Origin of the sequence: Rhizobium halophilum (assembly GCF_021648825.1) — a bacterium.
GTDB lineage: Bacteria > Pseudomonadota > Alphaproteobacteria > Rhizobiales > Rhizobiaceae > Neorhizobium > Neorhizobium halophilum.
In genome coordinates this window covers 76,714-92,487 of the sequence record NZ_JAKJHS010000009.1, presented here as the reverse complement: position 1 = coordinate 92,487, position 15,774 = coordinate 76,714, and the positions used below count along the sequence as shown (strand labels likewise).

The following is a 15,774-nucleotide window of genomic DNA, read 5'->3' as shown; positions in this document are numbered from 1 at the left end:
TGGTACGCTGGGCTTCCGCTCGTCCTCCGCAATGCCGTGAACTGCCGCCCTCCGCATCAGTCAGACCGTGCCGGAACAATCGCAAAGCCCTTCCGTTACCACGGCACCACTTTCCGGAAAGGGCTCTTCATGGACATCGCCACGGCACATGCGCAGCCGAAGACGCGGGTTGCACTGACCATCAACGGCCACCGCCACGACCTCGAAATCCACCCGTGGGTCACGCTGCTCGACCTGCTTCGCGGCCCCTCCCTGCAGCTCAGCGGCACCAAGAAGGGCTGCGACCACGGCCAGTGCGGCGCCTGCACGGTGCTGATCGATGGCGAGCGGATCAACTCCTGCCTCAAGCTCGCCGTCACCCTCGACGGCACAAACGTCACCACCATCGAAGGCCTCGGCACGCCGGACGACATGCACCCGGTGCAGAAGGCCTTCGTGGAGCACGACGCCTACCAGTGCGGCTATTGCACACCCGGGCAGGTCTGTTCCGCCGTGGCCCTTCTCAGGGAGGGTCACGGCAGAAGCCGCGAGGAAATCCGCGAGATGATGAGCGGCAATCTCTGTCGCTGCGGCGCCTATACCAACATCGCCGATGCGATCCAGGACGTCATGGACCAGGAAGTGAAGGTCGGCATGCGGGAGGCTGCGGAATGAGGCCCTTTTCCTATACCCGCGCCGAAACGCTCGGCGATGCCATGGCCGCCCTTGCCGCCAACCCGACGGCCCGGCTGCTCGCGGGCGGCACCAACCTGATCGACCTGATGAAATATGATGTCGAGCGCCCCGCGGCGATCGTCGACATCAACCGCTTGCCGCTGAAGGAGATCGAGGAACTGCCCGACGGCTCGATCCGCATCGGGGCGCTCGTCTCCAACGCCACAGTTGCCCATCACCCGGCCGTCACCGAGCGCTACCCGCTGCTTTGCAGCGCGATCCTCGCCGGCGCCTCGCCGCAGCTTCGCAACGCCGCCACCACCGGCGGAAACCTCCTGCAGCGAACCCGCTGCTATTACTTCTACGACCCGTCGACGCCCTGCAACAAGCGCGAGCCCGGCTCCGGCTGCGGCGCCATCGGCGGCGTCAACCGTATTCATGCGATCCTCGGGGCCAGCGAGCACTGCATCGCCACGCACCCGTCGGACATGTGCGTGGCCCTTGCCGCCCTTGCCGCGATCGTCGAGGTCGAGGGACCGGACGGCCGCCGCGACATTCCGTTCTCCGACTTCCACCGCCTCCCCGACGATCATCCCGAGCGCGATAACACCATGCGCCACGGCGAGATCATCACGGCGGTGCGGCTGGAGGGCAATCACTTCGCCGGCCATCACAGCTACCTGAAGCTGCGTGACCGGCTCTCCTACGCCTTCGCGCTCGTCTCGGTCGCCGCCGCGCTAGACGTGAAGAACGGCATGATCGTTGACATGCGCATCGCGCTCGGCGGTGTTGCGCACAAGCCCTGGCGGGACAGCCTGGCAGAAGCCGAATTCGCTGGCCAGCCGGCAACGGAAGAGACCTTCGCGGCGCTCGCTGACCGGTTGCTCGCTGGCGCTGAAGGCCAGGGCGACAACGACTTCAAGATCCCGATGGCTCGCAAAGCGATCGTCCGGGCGCTGAAGCAGGCCGCCGCCGGCACGCCCCAGGTCCAGTCCGACAAGCAGATCCGCTGAAGGAGATCCCCTCATGCTGAACGAGAAAAACGTCTTCGGGTCTCCGCTGCCGCGCATCGACGGCCCGCTCAAGGTCACCGGCACCGCCCCTTATGCCGCCGAGTACCACGATCCCGGCATGCTCTTCGGTCATGCCTTTTACGCGACGGTCGCGAGCGGCCGGATCGCCTCCATCGACACATCCAAGGCGGAAGCCTATCCGGGTGTGGTGAAGGTGTATACCCACAAGAACCGCCCCGCTCTGGCCTCGTCGGATGATGCCTGGAAGGACGAGGTCGCGCTTCCCGGCCACCCGTTCCGGCCGCTGGAGAACGACCGCATCCTCTACGATGGCCAGCCGATCGCACTGGTGATTGCCGAAACCTTCGAGGCCGCCCGCGACGCTGCCGATCTGATCCGCGTCGATTATGCTGCCGACGCGCCGCATACCGATATCGAGGTGGAGCAGGCGAAAAGCTACGTACCGCCGGAGCCGCGCAAGGAGGACTTCCTTCCGACGGACCCGCGTGGCGACGCCGAAGCCGCCTATGACGCAGCGCCCTTCAAGATCGATGCGGAATATGTGCAGGAAGGCGAGCACCACAATCCGATGGAGCTCTTCGGTACCTCCGTCATCCGGAGCGAAGACGGGACGCTCACCGTCTACGACAAGACGCAAGGCTCGCAAAACAGCCACGACCTCGTCTGCGGCGTCTTCGGGCTGAAGCCGGAACAGGTGCGGGTGGTGAACGCCTATGTCGGCGGCGCCTTCGGCTCCGGCCTTCGCCCCAAGCACCAACTGATCTTCGCGGTCATGGCAAGCCTCGACCTGAAGCGTTCCGTCAGGGTGGAGATGAGCCGGCGCGAAATGTTCTATCTCACCTGGCGCCCGGCAACCGTCCAGCGCATGCAGGTGGCCGCCGATGCCGACGGCCGGCTGATGTCGGTCCGCCACCATGCGGTGCAAGCCACGTCGCTTTACGAGGACTACCAGGAAAACGTCGTCAACTGGTCCGGCCTCACCTACAAGTGCGACAACGTCAGGCTGTCCTACGAACTTGCCAAGACGACCATGTCGACACCGGGCGACATGCGCGCTCCGGGTGCTGCCACCGGCTTTCTGGCGCTGGAATCGGCCATCGACGAACTCGCCTACGAGGTCGGCATGGACCCCCTGGAACTTAGGGGGAAAAACTTCGTCACCTACGATCAGAACGACGATCTGCAACTGACCTCCAAGGCGCTCGACCTTTGCTATCGCGAGGGGGCGGAGCGCTTTGGCTGGGACAAGCGCAGCCATGAGCCCGGCTCCATGCGCGACGGCCAGGATCTTGTCGGTTGGGGCGTGGCAACCGGCGTTTGGGAGGCGACCCTTTCGCCTGCCGAAGCCAAGGTACGGCTCTTTCCGGACGGCAAGATCACCGTTTCGGCGGCAGCGTCGGACATCGGCACCGGCACCTACACGATCCTCGCGCAGATTGCCGCGCAGAATCTCGGCCAAACGATCGACCGCGTCAGCGTCCTGATCGGCGATTCCAGCCTGCCGAAGACGGCCGTCGAAGGTGGATCCTGGACGGCCGCCTCGTCCGGCTCGGCCGTTCAGGCCGGCTGCCTGGAGATCAAGAAAACGCTTCTGTCGCTTGCGCAGAAAATGGACAACTCGCCGCTCAAGGGTGCTGCCGTCGAGGATCTCGCCATTCGCGACAACCGCCTCGTGCTCGACCGCAATGACCAGCTCGGGCTTGCAATCGCCGACATTCTCGGCAGCAACGAGATGTCGTCAGTGGAAGGGCACGGCAAGGTGGAGCCGGACCAGGAACAGGCGAAGAAATATATCAGCTACACCCATTCCGCCGTCTTCGTGGAAGTCAGGATTGATGCCGAGCTTGGCGTGCCGCGGGTGACGCGGGTGGTGAGTGCGATTGCCGCCGGCAAGATCATCAACCCGAAGACGGCCCGCAGCCAGATTCTGGGCGGCGTCGTCATGGGGCTTGGCATGGCGCTGCACGAGGAAGGCATGATCGACCACCGCACCGGGCGGATCATGAACCACAACCTCGCCGAATATCACGTGCCGGCCCATGCCGACATCCATGACATCGACGTCATCTTCGTCGAGGAAGAGGATGACAAGGCAAGCCCCATCGGGGTCAAGGGACTGGGCGAGATCGGTATCGTCGGCGTCGGCGCCGCCGTTGCCAACGCGATCTTCCACGCCACCGGCACCCGCCACCGTCATTTCCCGATCACCATCGACAAGATCATGGAAGGACTTCCTGGGCAATGATCAGCCGTCTGTCCGTCACCCCCGTCCGCTACACGGCGGATGTCGAGAAACTCGAACCCGACGAAGCGGAAACCAGCCGCAAGATCGCCGAAACGATGATCTCGATCTGCGAAACAACCTATGAAAATTCCGGTCACGCGATCCGCGCCGTGCATGCCAAGAGCCACGGCCTGCTGGCCGCCAGCTTCGAGGTGCTGGAGGACCTGCCACCGGAACTGGCGCAGGGGCTGTTTGCCAAGCCCGGCCGTTCTGAGGCGGTGGTTCGCCTTTCCACCACCCCCGGCGACCTCTTGCATGACAGCGTCTCGACGCCGCGGGGCATGGCGCTGAAGGTGCTGAACGTGGAAGGTCCGCGGCTGCCGGGTTCGGCACAGTCCACCAGCTAGGACTTCGTGATGGTCAATGGCAAGGAGTTCAACTCCCCGTCCGGCAAGGCTTTCCTGCAGAACGCCCGCCTGCTCGCAGCCACTACCGACCGGATGGACGGTGCCAAGGAGGTCATCTCCAAGGTGTTCAAGGGTGTTGAAAGCGCGCTGGAAAGTGTGGGCAAGGAAAGTGCGGCGCTGAAGGCGCTGGGCGGCAATCCTGAAACCCATATTCTTGGTGAAAGCTTCTTTGCCCAGCTGCCGCTGCGCTTCGGCGATTATATCGCCAAGATCGGCGTCGTCCCCGCCTCCGCCAACCTGAAGGCGCTGACGGGCACCACGGTCGACACCTCCAAGGATGCCGAAATCCTGCGCCACGAAACCGAAACTTTCTTCGACAACGAAACCGCCGTCTGGCACCTGCAGGTCCAGCTCTGCACCGATCTGGAGACGATGCCGGTGGAAGGCGTCGATGCCTGGGATGAAGCGAAGAGCCCGTTCATCACGGTGGCCACCATCACCGCCGGTCCGCAGGAGGCGTGGAGCGAAGAGCTGTCGCGGCAAGTGGACGACGGCATGCATTTTAGCCCGTGGAACGGACTAGCGGCACATCGGCCGCTTGGTTCGATCATGCGGCTGAGGAAGCTCTCCTACGAACGCTCCGCCGCCTTCCGCTCCGAGGGAAACGAGACGTCGGTGCGGGAGCCGGTCACGTGTCCGTTCGGCGATGGCCGTGCCGCTGGTGCGACCATGCGCATCTGAGGAGCGGGAACGACGAAGCGGCACAATCCAAGTTGGGTGGTCTGTTGTTGCAGGGACGGCCAGCGTGATCTCGCGGCAGCAACGTGACGTCAATCGGTCGCCCGACCCCGTTCTAAAGATAACGGCAGTCGCGCCCCCGGTTGCTCTTGGCAGATGGAGGCGCCGGTGTCCAATGCTATCACCGCGGAAGAGCCAGACTCGGTGATGTGGAGCGGCGTGCGGCCTTTTCCGTTAACCAACTCGTTTAAACGGAATGAAAGAAGGCTTTGTTAGGCATTATCCATCAACCGGAAGCCCAGCATGCCCGCGACACACGAAGAAAAGCGCCTCCATGCGCTGACAAGCCTCAATCTCCTCGACACGCCGGCAAGCGAAAGTTTCGATCGCATCACGCGATTGGCCAGCCAGATCTTCCAGCTTCCGGTCGCCGCCGTTTCCCTGACAGACAGTGACCGGCAGTGGTTCAAGTCAAAGATCGGCATCGACCATAACACCATTCCCCGCGAAAAGGCGCCTTGCGGCGAGGTCGCGGATACAGCAAAGCTCCTCGTGATCGAGGACTTCGACAAGGACGCCTATTACTGCGACAGCCTGCTGCGCATGAATGGCGTCCGTTTCTACGCCGGTGCGCCGCTCACCACCCGCGAGGGCTACAGTCTGGGCGCGCTTTGCGTGCTCGGCACGGAACCGCGCCGGATCACGGACGCCGAATCCGCGGCCCTACAAGATCTGGCGTCCATGGTCATGGCGCAGATCGAACTACAGCACGCCTTTGGACGGATTGATCAGATTAGCGGGCTGCCGAACCGGCTCCAGTTTAGCGACGACCTTGCCGATCTGGCGCGCGACGCGCCCGAGACGGAGAGGCTCGCGGTTGCGCTCGACCTGGCCCAGTCCCATGAGATGGAGCGCCTTTCGGCCGTCATGGGTCCAACGGTGTGCGATCAGGTCATCAAGAGGCCGCACGCGCGCTCAAGACATTCCTCGGGCCGGCCCACAAGGTCTACCATGTCTCGCCCGCACAATTTGTCTATCTAGCGCCGCGCGGCGTCGATGCCGGCAGCTACAGATCGGAGCTCGTCAGGTTGCTGGAAATCGAATTGGTGGAGTCGCAAATCAAGTATTCGGTGACGCCGGTCTGTGCGATGACAGGGTTCGAGCCCGGTCTCTCTTCGCCGGCGGACTGCCTCAGGTCCCTCTCTAGCGCCGTGCAGGAGACCCGCGCACGCGAGCAAAACATCGGCGCCTTCAGCGACAGCCATGATCTGAAATACCGGCGGACCTTCCGCCTGCTGAACGATTTCCCGGCTGCTCTCCTCGATCCCGAACAACTGCGCATCGTGCTCCAACCGCGCGTGGACCTTTCCTCGGGCGAGATCCGTTCCGCAGAAGCATTGCTCCGCTGGCAGCACCCGCGGCTCGGCCCCATTTCCCCCACGGAATTCGTGCCCATCCTGGAAAACAGTGGGCTTGCCTGGCCCATGACCCGCTGGGTGCTCGACAAGGCGGTACGGCAGCTCAGCGCCTGGCGCGCACAAGGCTTCGCCATGAAGCTCTCGGTGAACTTCGCCGCGAGCAATCTGAAGGAAGACGTGGTGGAGGAAATCCTAAGCGTCCTCGCACAGCACGACGTTCCTTGCAGCCTGCTCGAGATCGAATTGACCGAAGGGTCGCTCATGCAAAACAGCGCGCAGGTGCTGGCCAAGCTTGACCGGCTCGTGGAGTGCGGCATCGGTTTGGCGATCGACGACTTCGGCACCGGATACAGCAGCCTTTCCTATCTGCAACGCCTTCCCGTGAGCGTCGTGAAGATCGACCAGTCCTTCATCCGCGCGCTCGGCGACGGCTCGCGCGAGCAGAAGCTCGTGCATTCGATGATCAAGCTCTCCCACGAGATGGGCTACCGTGTGGTGGCCGAAGGCATCGAGGTGCCGGAGGCTGCAGAACTCCTGCGCGTGATGGGCTGCGACGAAGGCCAGGGCTATCTCTTCGCCCGGCCGCTGGAGCTTGAGGCGTTCGACCATTTCTACCGCAAGGCGATCGAAGGATCGGTTGCCTCTGTCGCTTGAAGGCACCCTGATCGCTTCACCGAGGTTGTGAAGGCCGCTGCGGCGGCGCAGCGCTGACATTTGTCTGACGGGTGAATTGGGCTATTCTGCCTTTGTCAAAGGAGGATCAGCCATGCCCTTCATCTCGACACCCACACCGGAAGCCAGCATCTCCGCCGCCGCCATGTATACGGCTGCCGAGGAGAGCTACGGGTACCTACCCAACATGTACAAGATCTTCGGGCATCGGCCCGAAGTGATGGAGAAATGGGGAGCGCTTCTGGCCAGCATCCGCGGACATATGAGCCTTCGCCGTTACGAACTGGTGACGCTTGCGGCGGCAAAGGAACTGAAGTCTTCCTATTGCGTGCTGGCCCATGGCACGGTTCTGCTGCGAGAAGGCTTCAGCGACACGCAGCTTGCAGAAACCGTGACCGGCGGCCCTCATGCACCGCTCGATGAGGCCGAGCGGGAAATGATGCGATTTGCGGCCAAAGTGGTGCGCGACGCCTCATCCATCAGCAACGAGGATGTTTCGCGCCTGAAGTCGCATGGATTTTCGGACGCGGAAATCTTCGACATCACGGCCGCCGCCGCTGTTCGGTGCTTTTTCAGCAAGACGCTGGATGCCCTGGGTGCAGAACCCGACAGCGCATACCGGGAGCGGCTTTCGCCCTCGCTGATCAAGACGCTCGCCGTCGGGCGCCCGATCGAAGGCGGGTTCAGCGCTCCCGCTGCACACACCGCGCCCGATCCGGCAAGCGCTGCGACAGCGGGGCCCTAGCCACCGGCAGCGATCGAGCCCCTGCCGGCACTCGCAAAGGGATCACGTGCCGCAGAATGTCTGCAGCACGCGCTCCTCCGGTTTTGGCGGAACGGCATAATCGGCAAACTCGACGTGATCTTCATACGGCTTTTCCAGCGCCTGCAGCAGGCGTTCGAAGAAGCTCAGGTCACCGTAGTTGGCGGCAGCGAGAGCTTCCTCCACCTTGTGGTTGCGCGGAATGATCGCGGGGTTGACGGCACGCATGGCGGACGCCCGCTCCTGTGGGAGCGCTTTTTCCTGCTCCAGCCGCGTGCGCCAGCGCGACAGCCATCCCGACGCGCCCGAAGGGTCCTTGAACAACGAGAGGAAGAGCTCGTCGCTTTCGCCACCCGCCACATGGCATAGTTGCCGGAACGTCCGCGTGAAGTCTGCCTCGCCCTCCTGCATGGCTGACAACAGGCCCTGAACCAGATCGCCGTCCCCCTCCTCTTCCTCCAAAAAGCCCAGCTTGCGGCGGAAGACGGCGAGCCACTGCGTCTGGAAACGCTCACCGAACTCGCTCAGCACGTGGTTGGCCGATAGAACCGCCTTGTCCTGGTCGTCGTCGATCAGCGGCAGCAGGCATTCGGCAAGCCGGGCGATATTCCACTGCGCGATCCCCGGTTGGTTGCGATAGGCGTAGCGGCCGCCCTGGTCGATGGAGGAGAAGACCTTCATCTGATCGTATTCATCGAGGAATGCGCAGGGGCCAAAGTCGATCGTCTCGCCTGAGAGGGTCATGTTGTCGGTGTTCATCACGCCATGGATGAAGCCGACACCCAGCCAGCGGGCGACAAGATCCGCCTGGGCAAAGGCCACGGCGCGCAGCAGGTCGAGGTAAGGCCTCTCCCTTTCCTTCAGCTCCGGATAGTGGCGGTCGATCACGTAGTCGGCAAGGATGCGCAAACCTTCGACATCCTGCCGCGCGGCGAAATACTGGAAGGTGCCGATGCGAACATGGCTTGCGGCAACCCGCACGAAGACGGCGCCCGGCTGCGGCGTTTCCCGGTAGACCTGCTCACCGGTGGCGACCGCTGCCAGCGCTCGGGTCGCACGGATCCCGAGCGCGTGCATGGCTTCGGAGAGGATGTATTCGCGCAGCACCGGCCCCAGCGCCGCCCGGCCGTCGCCCCGGCGGGAAAACGGCGTCGGGCCGGCGCCCTTCAACTGGATGTCGCGCCGCGTGCCACTTCGATCGACCACCTCGCCGAGCAGAATGGCGCGGCCATCGCCGAGCTGCGGCACGAAGGAGCCGAACTGATGACCGGCATAGGCCATGGCGAGAGGCGTTGCGCCCTGCGGGACAACATTGCCGGCAAGGATGGCGGCAAGGCGTGCGGGATCGGAGAGATCGGCCCCAATGCCTAGCTCCTCAGCCAGCGCCTCGTTGAACTTCAGGAGCACCGGCCCCTCCACCGGCTCGGGATAGACGGAGGCATAGAAGTGATCCGGAAGGCGGGCATAGGAATTGTCAAACTGGAACAAGAATGGCTCCTTCGTCGTCCGTTCCCACAGAAATGGGGAACCTGTCCTTCCCCAACAAGGAAGCCGGCGCCATGGTTGCGCCTCAATCGCGTCGCTTCCTTCGAAAGGACGCGAGGGACCAGGCCGAGAGGCCAGTGATGCAGATCCGCAACAGCGCATTTTCTTCGTGATCAGCGCGCGGAACCAGCGGAACTGGCGACGAGCAGCCTCGTTCTTCCGGCATCATCAACTACGGACGGACGGGGACCGGTACGACTACTTCTCATTTACAAAAAGCTGTTGTAATTCAGTTACAGCTTTATGAGCGAAATGGTTTTACCCCTTAATCATCCGCAATCGAGTAAGGAGACTATCATGAAGAGAATCCTGTTCCTGGCTGCGAGCGTTGCAATGGTTGCATCCTCCTCAGCTCTCGCCGCCGACGCGGTGGAATACATTCCGGAAGCTCCGGCTGCCGTTGAAATGCCGGCTGCTTTCAGCTGGAGCGGCCCCTACATCGGTTTGCACGGCGGATACGGCTGGGGCGATAGTGACGTGGATGGCCTTGCTGGTAGCGGCAACTTCGACGGCGGTCGCTTCGGTGGCTTTGTCGGCTACAACTGGCAGATGTCCAACGGCTTCGTCGCCGGTCTCGAAGGTGACATCAACTACGACTGGAACGAAGACGAGATCGGCACGACAGGCGTCGATGGCGAAACTGGCTTCTCCGGCTCCGTTCGTGGCCGCGTCGGCTATGCCATGGATCGTACGCTGATCTACGCAGCAGGTGGCTGGACGGCAACAAATGTTGAACTCAGTGGCGCCGGCGTCGATGAAAGCGATACAGCCCACGGCTGGACGCTGGGCGCAGGCATCGATCACGCCTTCACCGACAACGTCTTCGGTCGTCTGGAATATCGTTACAACGACTACAGCAACGCTGACCTTGGCGCCTTCGATGCGGACTTCGACCAGCACGTCGTCCAGGTGGGCATCGGTGTGAAGTTCTGATCCTCCCGGATCTCATAAAAAAGGGCCTCAACCGGGGCCCTTTTTTTGTTGTCAGTGGCCATGGCTCCCGAACCGGGCATCAGGCGACAACCGACAGCGTCCGTCATTTCTGCCATAAGTTGCTTCCTTGCTACAGACAACCACAAGCGACTCTTCTAGCCTTGGGGCAGCGAATGGAGAACTTGAATGACCAAGACGTTTCTGTTGAGTGCGGTCTTCGCGGCCGCTGTTTCCTCCCAGGTATTTGCCGCTGACGCGGTTGAAACGATCCCGCAAGCTCCCGTCGCCGTTGACGTCGCTTCGGCCTTCAGCTGGAGCGGCCCCTATCTTGGTCTGCATGGCGGCTATGGGTGGGGAGAGGTCAGCGACGGCGCCGGCGGCGAGGATGACTTCGATGGTGGCCGGTTCGGCGTGTTCGCCGGCTACAACTGGCAGATGGCCAACGGTTTCGTCGTCGGCGTCGAAGGCGACGTGAACTACGACTGGAACGAGAACGATTACGACCTGGGTGGCGGCGCTACCGGCGAAATCGATACCGGCTTTTCAGGCTCGGTACGGGGCCGCGTCGGCTATGCGGCAGATCGCGCCTTGCTCTATGTCGCGGGTGGATGGACCGCCACGAACCTCAGCGTTGATGGTGGCGGCGTGAACGATGACGACACCCTGCATGGCTGGACACTGGGCGCAGGCGTCGACTACGCCTTCACGGACAATATGTTCGGCCGCCTGGAGTATCGCTACAACGATTACAGCGACGGAGATATCGCCGGCTTCGAACCCGATTTCGAACAGCATGTCGTGCAGGTGGGTCTCGGCGTTAAATTCTGATCCAGCGATCTGAGAAGCAGTAAGGGCCCCGCAAGGGGCCCTTTTTTTGTGGCCGCGCGGTCGGACGCGAGCCAGCCTGCTTAGGTGAGCCCACCGCGGATGCAGGGGGTGATCCTTTCCGGAAAAGTTCTAGTCACGTGCTCGACGGCAACGCTGGACCAACAGGCGAGCCGCCAGCTCTGTCCCTCAGCCCCGCAAGAGATTGCGGATGACGTCCGCAACGATGACCGGCGTATATGGCTTGGGAATGAAGCGACCAGACACCGGAAGATCCGCACCCGTCAGTTGATGCTTGCCAGATGTCACGATGATCTTGATGGGGGGCCATCGGTCGCGCACCAAGGCCGCAAGTCGCAGTCCATCCAGGTCGCCCGGCATGTCGATGTCGGTGAACAGCACGCTGATGTTCACGTTCTGCGTGAGCTGCTCGATGGCTTCCTGGGCATCAGCCGCCTCGTAAACCTCGTATCCGAGGTCAGTCAGATCATCTGTGATGCTCAGGCGTATGATCGGGTCGTCCTCCACGACGAGAACCGCGATCCTTGATTCGAAGAATGCCATGTCCGTCCACTGCTGCCCTGGCTGCTGTCTTGGTTATGCAAGCAGCCAGAACCGAGATTTCCGACAGAAGTTCGACCTGAAAAACAGCAGCAGAACGTTTCGGGCCAGTTCTCGCCACAGCCCCTCCGCAGATGGCCCGTTTCCAATCCTCAGGCGGCCCTTTCCGGCGTGTAGCCGGCATCCCGGATTGCCTCTTCCGCACGGTCGGCATCGCCTTCGACGGTGACACGCTTGGCGTCGAGGTCGACGGTCACGGCAGCGCCCGGCAGGGCCTCGCCGAGTGAGGAGCGTACGCTCTTCTCGCAGTGGCCGCAGGTCATGTCGGGCACGTTGAAAGTGGTGGTCATCGGCAGTCTCCTTTTGTTATGTCTTGCTTCTGCACCTTCCCACAATGGGAGGGTCAAGCACGTTTTTTCGCGGGGACGGGAGCCGGAGCGGCACCCGCCAGATCGTCGAGGATCGGGCAGTTAGGGCGGTCGTCGCCGCTGCAGCAATGGGAGAGATGCTTCAGCGTCTTCACCATGCCCTGCATCTCGGCAATGCGCCGCTCCAGATCCACGATGTGAACCTCGGCCACCTCCTTGACGGAGGCGCTGGTGCGGTCCTTGTCCTGCCAGAGCTTCAGGAGAGTTTCCGTCTCCTCCAGCGAAAAGCCGAGATTGCGTGCGCGTTTGATGAAGCGGAGGATGTGCACCTCTTCGTCTCCATAGACGCGGTAGTTGTTGCCGGTGCGACCCATGGGCCGGATCAGGCCGATCTGCTCGTAATAACGGATCATCTTCGCGGAGACGCCCGAAGCGTCGGATGCCTGGCCGATGTTCATGGCTTCTCCCCTACTTGACCTTGACCGCACGCAGCCTCAGCGCATTGAGGACGACGAAGACGCTGGAGAAGGCCATGGCGCCGGCAGCGATCATTGGCGACAGCTGGATGCCGAAGGCCGGATAGAGAACGCCGGCGGCGACCGGGATCAGCGCCACGTTGTAGCCGAAGGCCCAGAACAGGTTCTCCTTGATGTTGCGGATCGTCGCGCGGCTGACGGCAATGGCATCTGCCACGCCGGACAGCGCGCCACCAGAGAGCACGACGTCGGCGCTTTCAATAGCCACATCCGTGCCGGTCCCGACCGCAATGCCGATATCGGCCTCGGCGAGTGCCGGCGCATCGTTGATGCCGTCGCCGACGAAGGCAAGCTTGCGGCCTCCGGCGCGAAGGTCATGGATGGCGGCAACCTTTCCGTCGGGCAGGACTTCCGCCACGACGTGGTCGATGCCGGCCTGGCGGGCGACGGCTTCCGCCGTGCGGCGGTTGTCGCCGGTGACCATGGCAACGGTCAGCCCCATCTCCTTCATCGCGGCAATCGCCGCGGCGCTGCCCGGCTTGATCGGATCGGCGACGGCAATCGCAGCCGCAACCTTGCCGTCGATGGCGGCATAGAGCGGCGTCTTGCCTTCATCGCCCAGCCGGCCGGCAGCCTCTGCGAAGGATGCGACGGACAGGCCGAGCTTTTCCATGAAGCGGTCGGCACCGACGGCGATCCGACGACCGGCAACGTCAGCCTCGATGCCGTAGCCGGCGGTGGCCTGGAAGCCGGCTGCCTCGGGCACGGCCAGCCCCTTCTCCTCTGCCGCCCGAACGATGGCCTCGGCAATCGGGTGTTCCGAGCGCGCCTCGACGGCCGCGACGAGCGCCAGGACCTCATCCTCGGCAAAGCCTTCGGCCGCGACGAGATCGGTCAGTTCCGGCTGGCCCTTGGTGATCGTGCCGGTCTTGTCGAATACGACCATGTCGACGACACGCAGTTCCTGCAGCGCATCGCCCTTGCGGAAAAGGACGCCGAGTTCGGCGGCGCGGCCGGACCCCACCATGATCGAGGTCGGCACGGCAAGCCCCATGGCGCAGGGGCAGGCGATGATGAGGACGGCGACGGCGGCGACCACCGCATGGCTGAGCGAGGGGCCGAAGACGAGCCAGACGAAGAAGGTTGCGACGGCGAGTGCAATGACGGCCGGCACGAACCAGGCTGTCACCTTGTCGACCATGGTCTGGATGGGCAGCTTGGCACCTTGCGCCTGCTCCACCATGCGGATGATCTGCGCCAGCATGGTATCGCGGCCGACCTTTTCCGCCCGGAAGCGGAAGGAGCCGGTCTTGTTGATGGTTCCGCCGGTGACGGTGGCGCCCTCGCCTTTCTCCACCGGGACGGGCTCGCCGGAGATCATCGATTCATCCACATGCGAGGCGCCGTCGATCACGGTGCCGTCCACCGGGATGCGCTCGCCCGGCCGGATGACGACCACGTCACCCACCACCACGTCCTCGGTTGGGATATCGACGGCCCTGCCGTCGCGCTCGACGCGGGCAGTCTTGGCCTGCAGGCCGGCGAGCTTGGAGATCGCCTGGCTGGCGCGGCCGCTGGCGCGCGCTTCCAGCATGCGGCCGAAGAGGATCAGCGTGACGATGACGGTCGCGGCCTCGTAATAGACATAGCGGGCATTTTCCGGCAGCAGTCCGGGCAGGAAGGTGGCGACCAGCGAATAGCCGTAGGCCGCCAGCACGCCGACGGCAACGAGCGAGTTCATCTCGGGCGCCCCATGGAAGAGCGCCGGCAGGCCGGTCTTGAGGAAGCGCAGGCCCGGCCAGAAGATGACGATCGTCGCCAGCGCGAAATACAGGTAATAGAGGTTCTGCGTGGAGATCACGCCCATCAGCCAGTGGTGCAGGGGCTCATAGACGTGACCGCCCATTTCCAGCACGAAGAGTGGCAGGGTGAGGACAGCGGCAATGGCGAGGTCGCGCTTCAGCGTTGCGTCGCCATGCATGTGCATGTGGTCATGGCCGGCTGGCTCATCGGCGGCGTGTTCGTGATGCGCATGCTCGTGCGCGCCGTGACCGGCATGCGGATCGGCCGCGGGGGCCGCATAGCCCGCATCCCGAAGCGCCCGCTGCATGGCGCCGGCGGGAACCTCGTAGCCGACCTTCTCGATCGCCGCCGTCAGCGCCTCCGGTGAAAAGTCGTCAGTCGGTTCGACCGTCAGCTTCTTTGTCGCGAAGTTGACGGAGCTTGTCGCCACGCCCGGCACCTTGGCGGCGGCGGTTTCCACGCGGCGCACGCAGGAAGCACAGGTCATGCCTTCGACGGGAATGCTGATCGGCTCGATATGGGGCAGTTTGACGGTCTGGTTCATGGCGGAATCCTCTGTTCCGCATATAGGTGGACCTTCCCATCATTGGAAGGTCAAGCGCGATGTGCAGAGAAATTCACGAAGCGTGTCGGAAACGTGTTTCTGCCCGCGTCCTTGGGCCGGAATTCATCAAAGACGGGAGTAGAGCGATGAGGAAGATCATTGTCGGCGCATTCACCAGCCTCGACGGCGTGATGCAGGCACCCGGCGGCCCGGACGAGGACCCGAGCGGAGGCTTCCGGCACGGCGGCTGGGCCTTTCCCTTCTTCGACGAGGACATGGGCAAGGCAGTGGACGAGATGTTTTCCGAACCCTTCGACCTGCTGCTCGGGCGCAAGACCTACGACATCTTCGCTGCCCACTGGCCCTATGCCGGCGCCGACGATCCGATCGGCTCGCTGTTCGACCGGATCACGAAATATGTTGCCACCCGAGACCCAGGAATGGCGCTCGACTGGCAGAACAGCCGGACGCTCGGCACCGACGTGGTCGAGACGCTGGGAGAACTGAAGAAGGAGGACGGGCCGAACCTCCTTACCCAAGGCTCGACGGACTTCCTGCAGACGCTGTTCCGGCACGGACTGGTGGACGAGATGTACGTCTCGGTCTTCCCGGTCATCCTCGGCAGCGGCAAGCGGCTGTTCGGCGACGGCGCAGCCCCCGTGACGTTGAAGCTCCTCGGTTCGAAGGCCTCCGGCTCCGGGATCGTGGTGAACCGCTACGTCAGTGCCGGCCCGGTCGCTACCGGCTCCTTCGAGTTCGAGCAACCAACGGAAGCCGAACTGGAGCGGCGGCGGAAGTTGAGCTAGGGG

Annotated in this window: 16 protein-coding genes; 11 read left to right on the top strand and 5 right to left on the bottom strand. The window is 63.3% G+C overall.

Translation table 11 applies throughout. The annotated features are described in order from the left end of the window. The first annotated feature begins 129 nt into the window (after window positions 1-129). The 8 genes from LXM96_RS16570 to LXM96_RS16535 all read left to right on the top strand — a co-directional run bounded on the left by LXM96_RS16570 (window position 130) and on the right by LXM96_RS16535 (window position 7,892). A complete protein-coding gene (locus tag LXM96_RS16570) occupies window positions 130-654 on the top strand; it encodes a (2Fe-2S)-binding protein (RefSeq protein ID WP_239999661.1) in 525 nt (174 codons plus the stop codon). Beyond that, the gene (locus LXM96_RS16565; RefSeq protein WP_239999660.1) at window positions 651-1,667 is read left to right on the top strand and encodes an FAD binding domain-containing protein; all 1,017 of its coding nucleotides are present in this window, start codon (window positions 651-653) and stop codon (window positions 1,665-1,667) included. The genes LXM96_RS16570 and LXM96_RS16565 overlap by 4 nt, the downstream gene beginning before the upstream one ends. 13 nt (window positions 1,668-1,680) lie before the next feature. Beyond that, window positions 1,681-3,933, top strand: a complete 2,253-nt coding sequence (locus tag LXM96_RS16560) for a xanthine dehydrogenase family protein molybdopterin-binding subunit (RefSeq protein WP_239999659.1) — start codon at window positions 1,681-1,683, stop codon at window positions 3,931-3,933. Then, on the top strand, window positions 3,930-4,319 hold the full coding sequence (locus LXM96_RS16555; protein WP_239999658.1) for a catalase family protein: 390 nt from the start codon (window positions 3,930-3,932) through the stop codon (window positions 4,317-4,319). The genes LXM96_RS16560 and LXM96_RS16555 overlap by 4 nt, the downstream gene beginning before the upstream one ends. A gap of 9 nt (window positions 4,320-4,328) precedes the next feature. After that, complete coding sequence (locus LXM96_RS16550; RefSeq protein ID WP_239999657.1) at window positions 4,329-5,060, top strand: catalase family protein; 732 nt, start codon at window positions 4,329-4,331, stop codon at window positions 5,058-5,060. Between the two features lie 300 nt (window positions 5,061-5,360). After that, window positions 5,361-6,098 (top strand): GAF domain-containing protein, encoded by a 738-nt coding sequence (locus LXM96_RS16545; RefSeq protein ID WP_239999656.1) that lies wholly within the window; start codon window positions 5,361-5,363, stop codon window positions 6,096-6,098. 65 nt (window positions 6,099-6,163) lie between these two features. After that, complete coding sequence (locus LXM96_RS16540) at window positions 6,164-7,129, top strand: putative bifunctional diguanylate cyclase/phosphodiesterase (protein ID WP_239999731.1); 966 nt, start codon at window positions 6,164-6,166, stop codon at window positions 7,127-7,129. A 112-nt stretch (window positions 7,130-7,241) separates the two neighbouring features. After that, window positions 7,242-7,892, top strand: coding sequence for a carboxymuconolactone decarboxylase family protein (locus LXM96_RS16535; RefSeq protein ID WP_239999655.1), 651 nt, complete (start codon window positions 7,242-7,244; stop codon window positions 7,890-7,892). Window positions 7,893-7,934: 42 nt separating this feature from the next. On the opposite strand, the gene LXM96_RS16530 is transcribed toward LXM96_RS16535, so the two are convergent. Continuing rightward, entirely contained in the window at window positions 7,935-9,398 is a 1,464-nt protein-coding gene (locus tag LXM96_RS16530) for a protein adenylyltransferase SelO (protein ID WP_239999654.1), read from the bottom strand. 354 nt (window positions 9,399-9,752) lie between these two features. On the opposite strand from LXM96_RS16530, the gene LXM96_RS16525 reads away from it, so the two are divergent. Next, complete coding sequence (locus LXM96_RS16525) at window positions 9,753-10,388, top strand: outer membrane protein (protein ID WP_239999653.1); 636 nt, start codon at window positions 9,753-9,755, stop codon at window positions 10,386-10,388. Between the two features lie 186 nt (window positions 10,389-10,574). Beyond that, entirely contained in the window at window positions 10,575-11,216 is a 642-nt protein-coding gene (locus LXM96_RS16520; protein ID WP_239999652.1) for an outer membrane protein, read from the top strand. Between the two features lie 186 nt (window positions 11,217-11,402). Here LXM96_RS16520 and LXM96_RS16515 read toward each other — a convergent pair whose 3' ends face one another. The 4 genes from LXM96_RS16515 to LXM96_RS16500 form a co-directional block, all read right to left on the bottom strand. Next, complete coding sequence (locus LXM96_RS16515; RefSeq protein ID WP_239999651.1) at window positions 11,403-11,777, bottom strand: response regulator; 375 nt, start codon at window positions 11,775-11,777, stop codon at window positions 11,403-11,405. 149 nt (window positions 11,778-11,926) lie between these two features. After that, window positions 11,927-12,124, bottom strand: coding sequence for a heavy-metal-associated domain-containing protein (locus LXM96_RS16510; RefSeq protein WP_239999650.1), 198 nt, complete (start codon window positions 12,122-12,124; stop codon window positions 11,927-11,929). A gap of 53 nt (window positions 12,125-12,177) precedes the next feature. Next, window positions 12,178-12,600 carry a Cu(I)-responsive transcriptional regulator gene (gene cueR / locus LXM96_RS16505; protein ID WP_239999649.1) on the bottom strand — a complete coding sequence of 141 codons (423 nt, stop codon included), beginning with the start codon at window positions 12,598-12,600 and terminating at the stop codon, window positions 12,178-12,180. Between the two features lie 10 nt (window positions 12,601-12,610). Beyond that, the gene (locus LXM96_RS16500) at window positions 12,611-14,965 is read right to left on the bottom strand and encodes a heavy metal translocating P-type ATPase (protein ID WP_239999648.1); all 2,355 of its coding nucleotides are present in this window, start codon (window positions 14,963-14,965) and stop codon (window positions 12,611-12,613) included. Between the two features lie 146 nt (window positions 14,966-15,111). On the opposite strand from LXM96_RS16500, the gene LXM96_RS16495 reads away from it, so the two are divergent. Continuing rightward, window positions 15,112-15,771, top strand: coding sequence for a dihydrofolate reductase family protein (locus tag LXM96_RS16495; RefSeq protein ID WP_239999647.1), 660 nt, complete (start codon window positions 15,112-15,114; stop codon window positions 15,769-15,771). Window positions 15,772-15,774 lie beyond the last annotated feature (3 nt).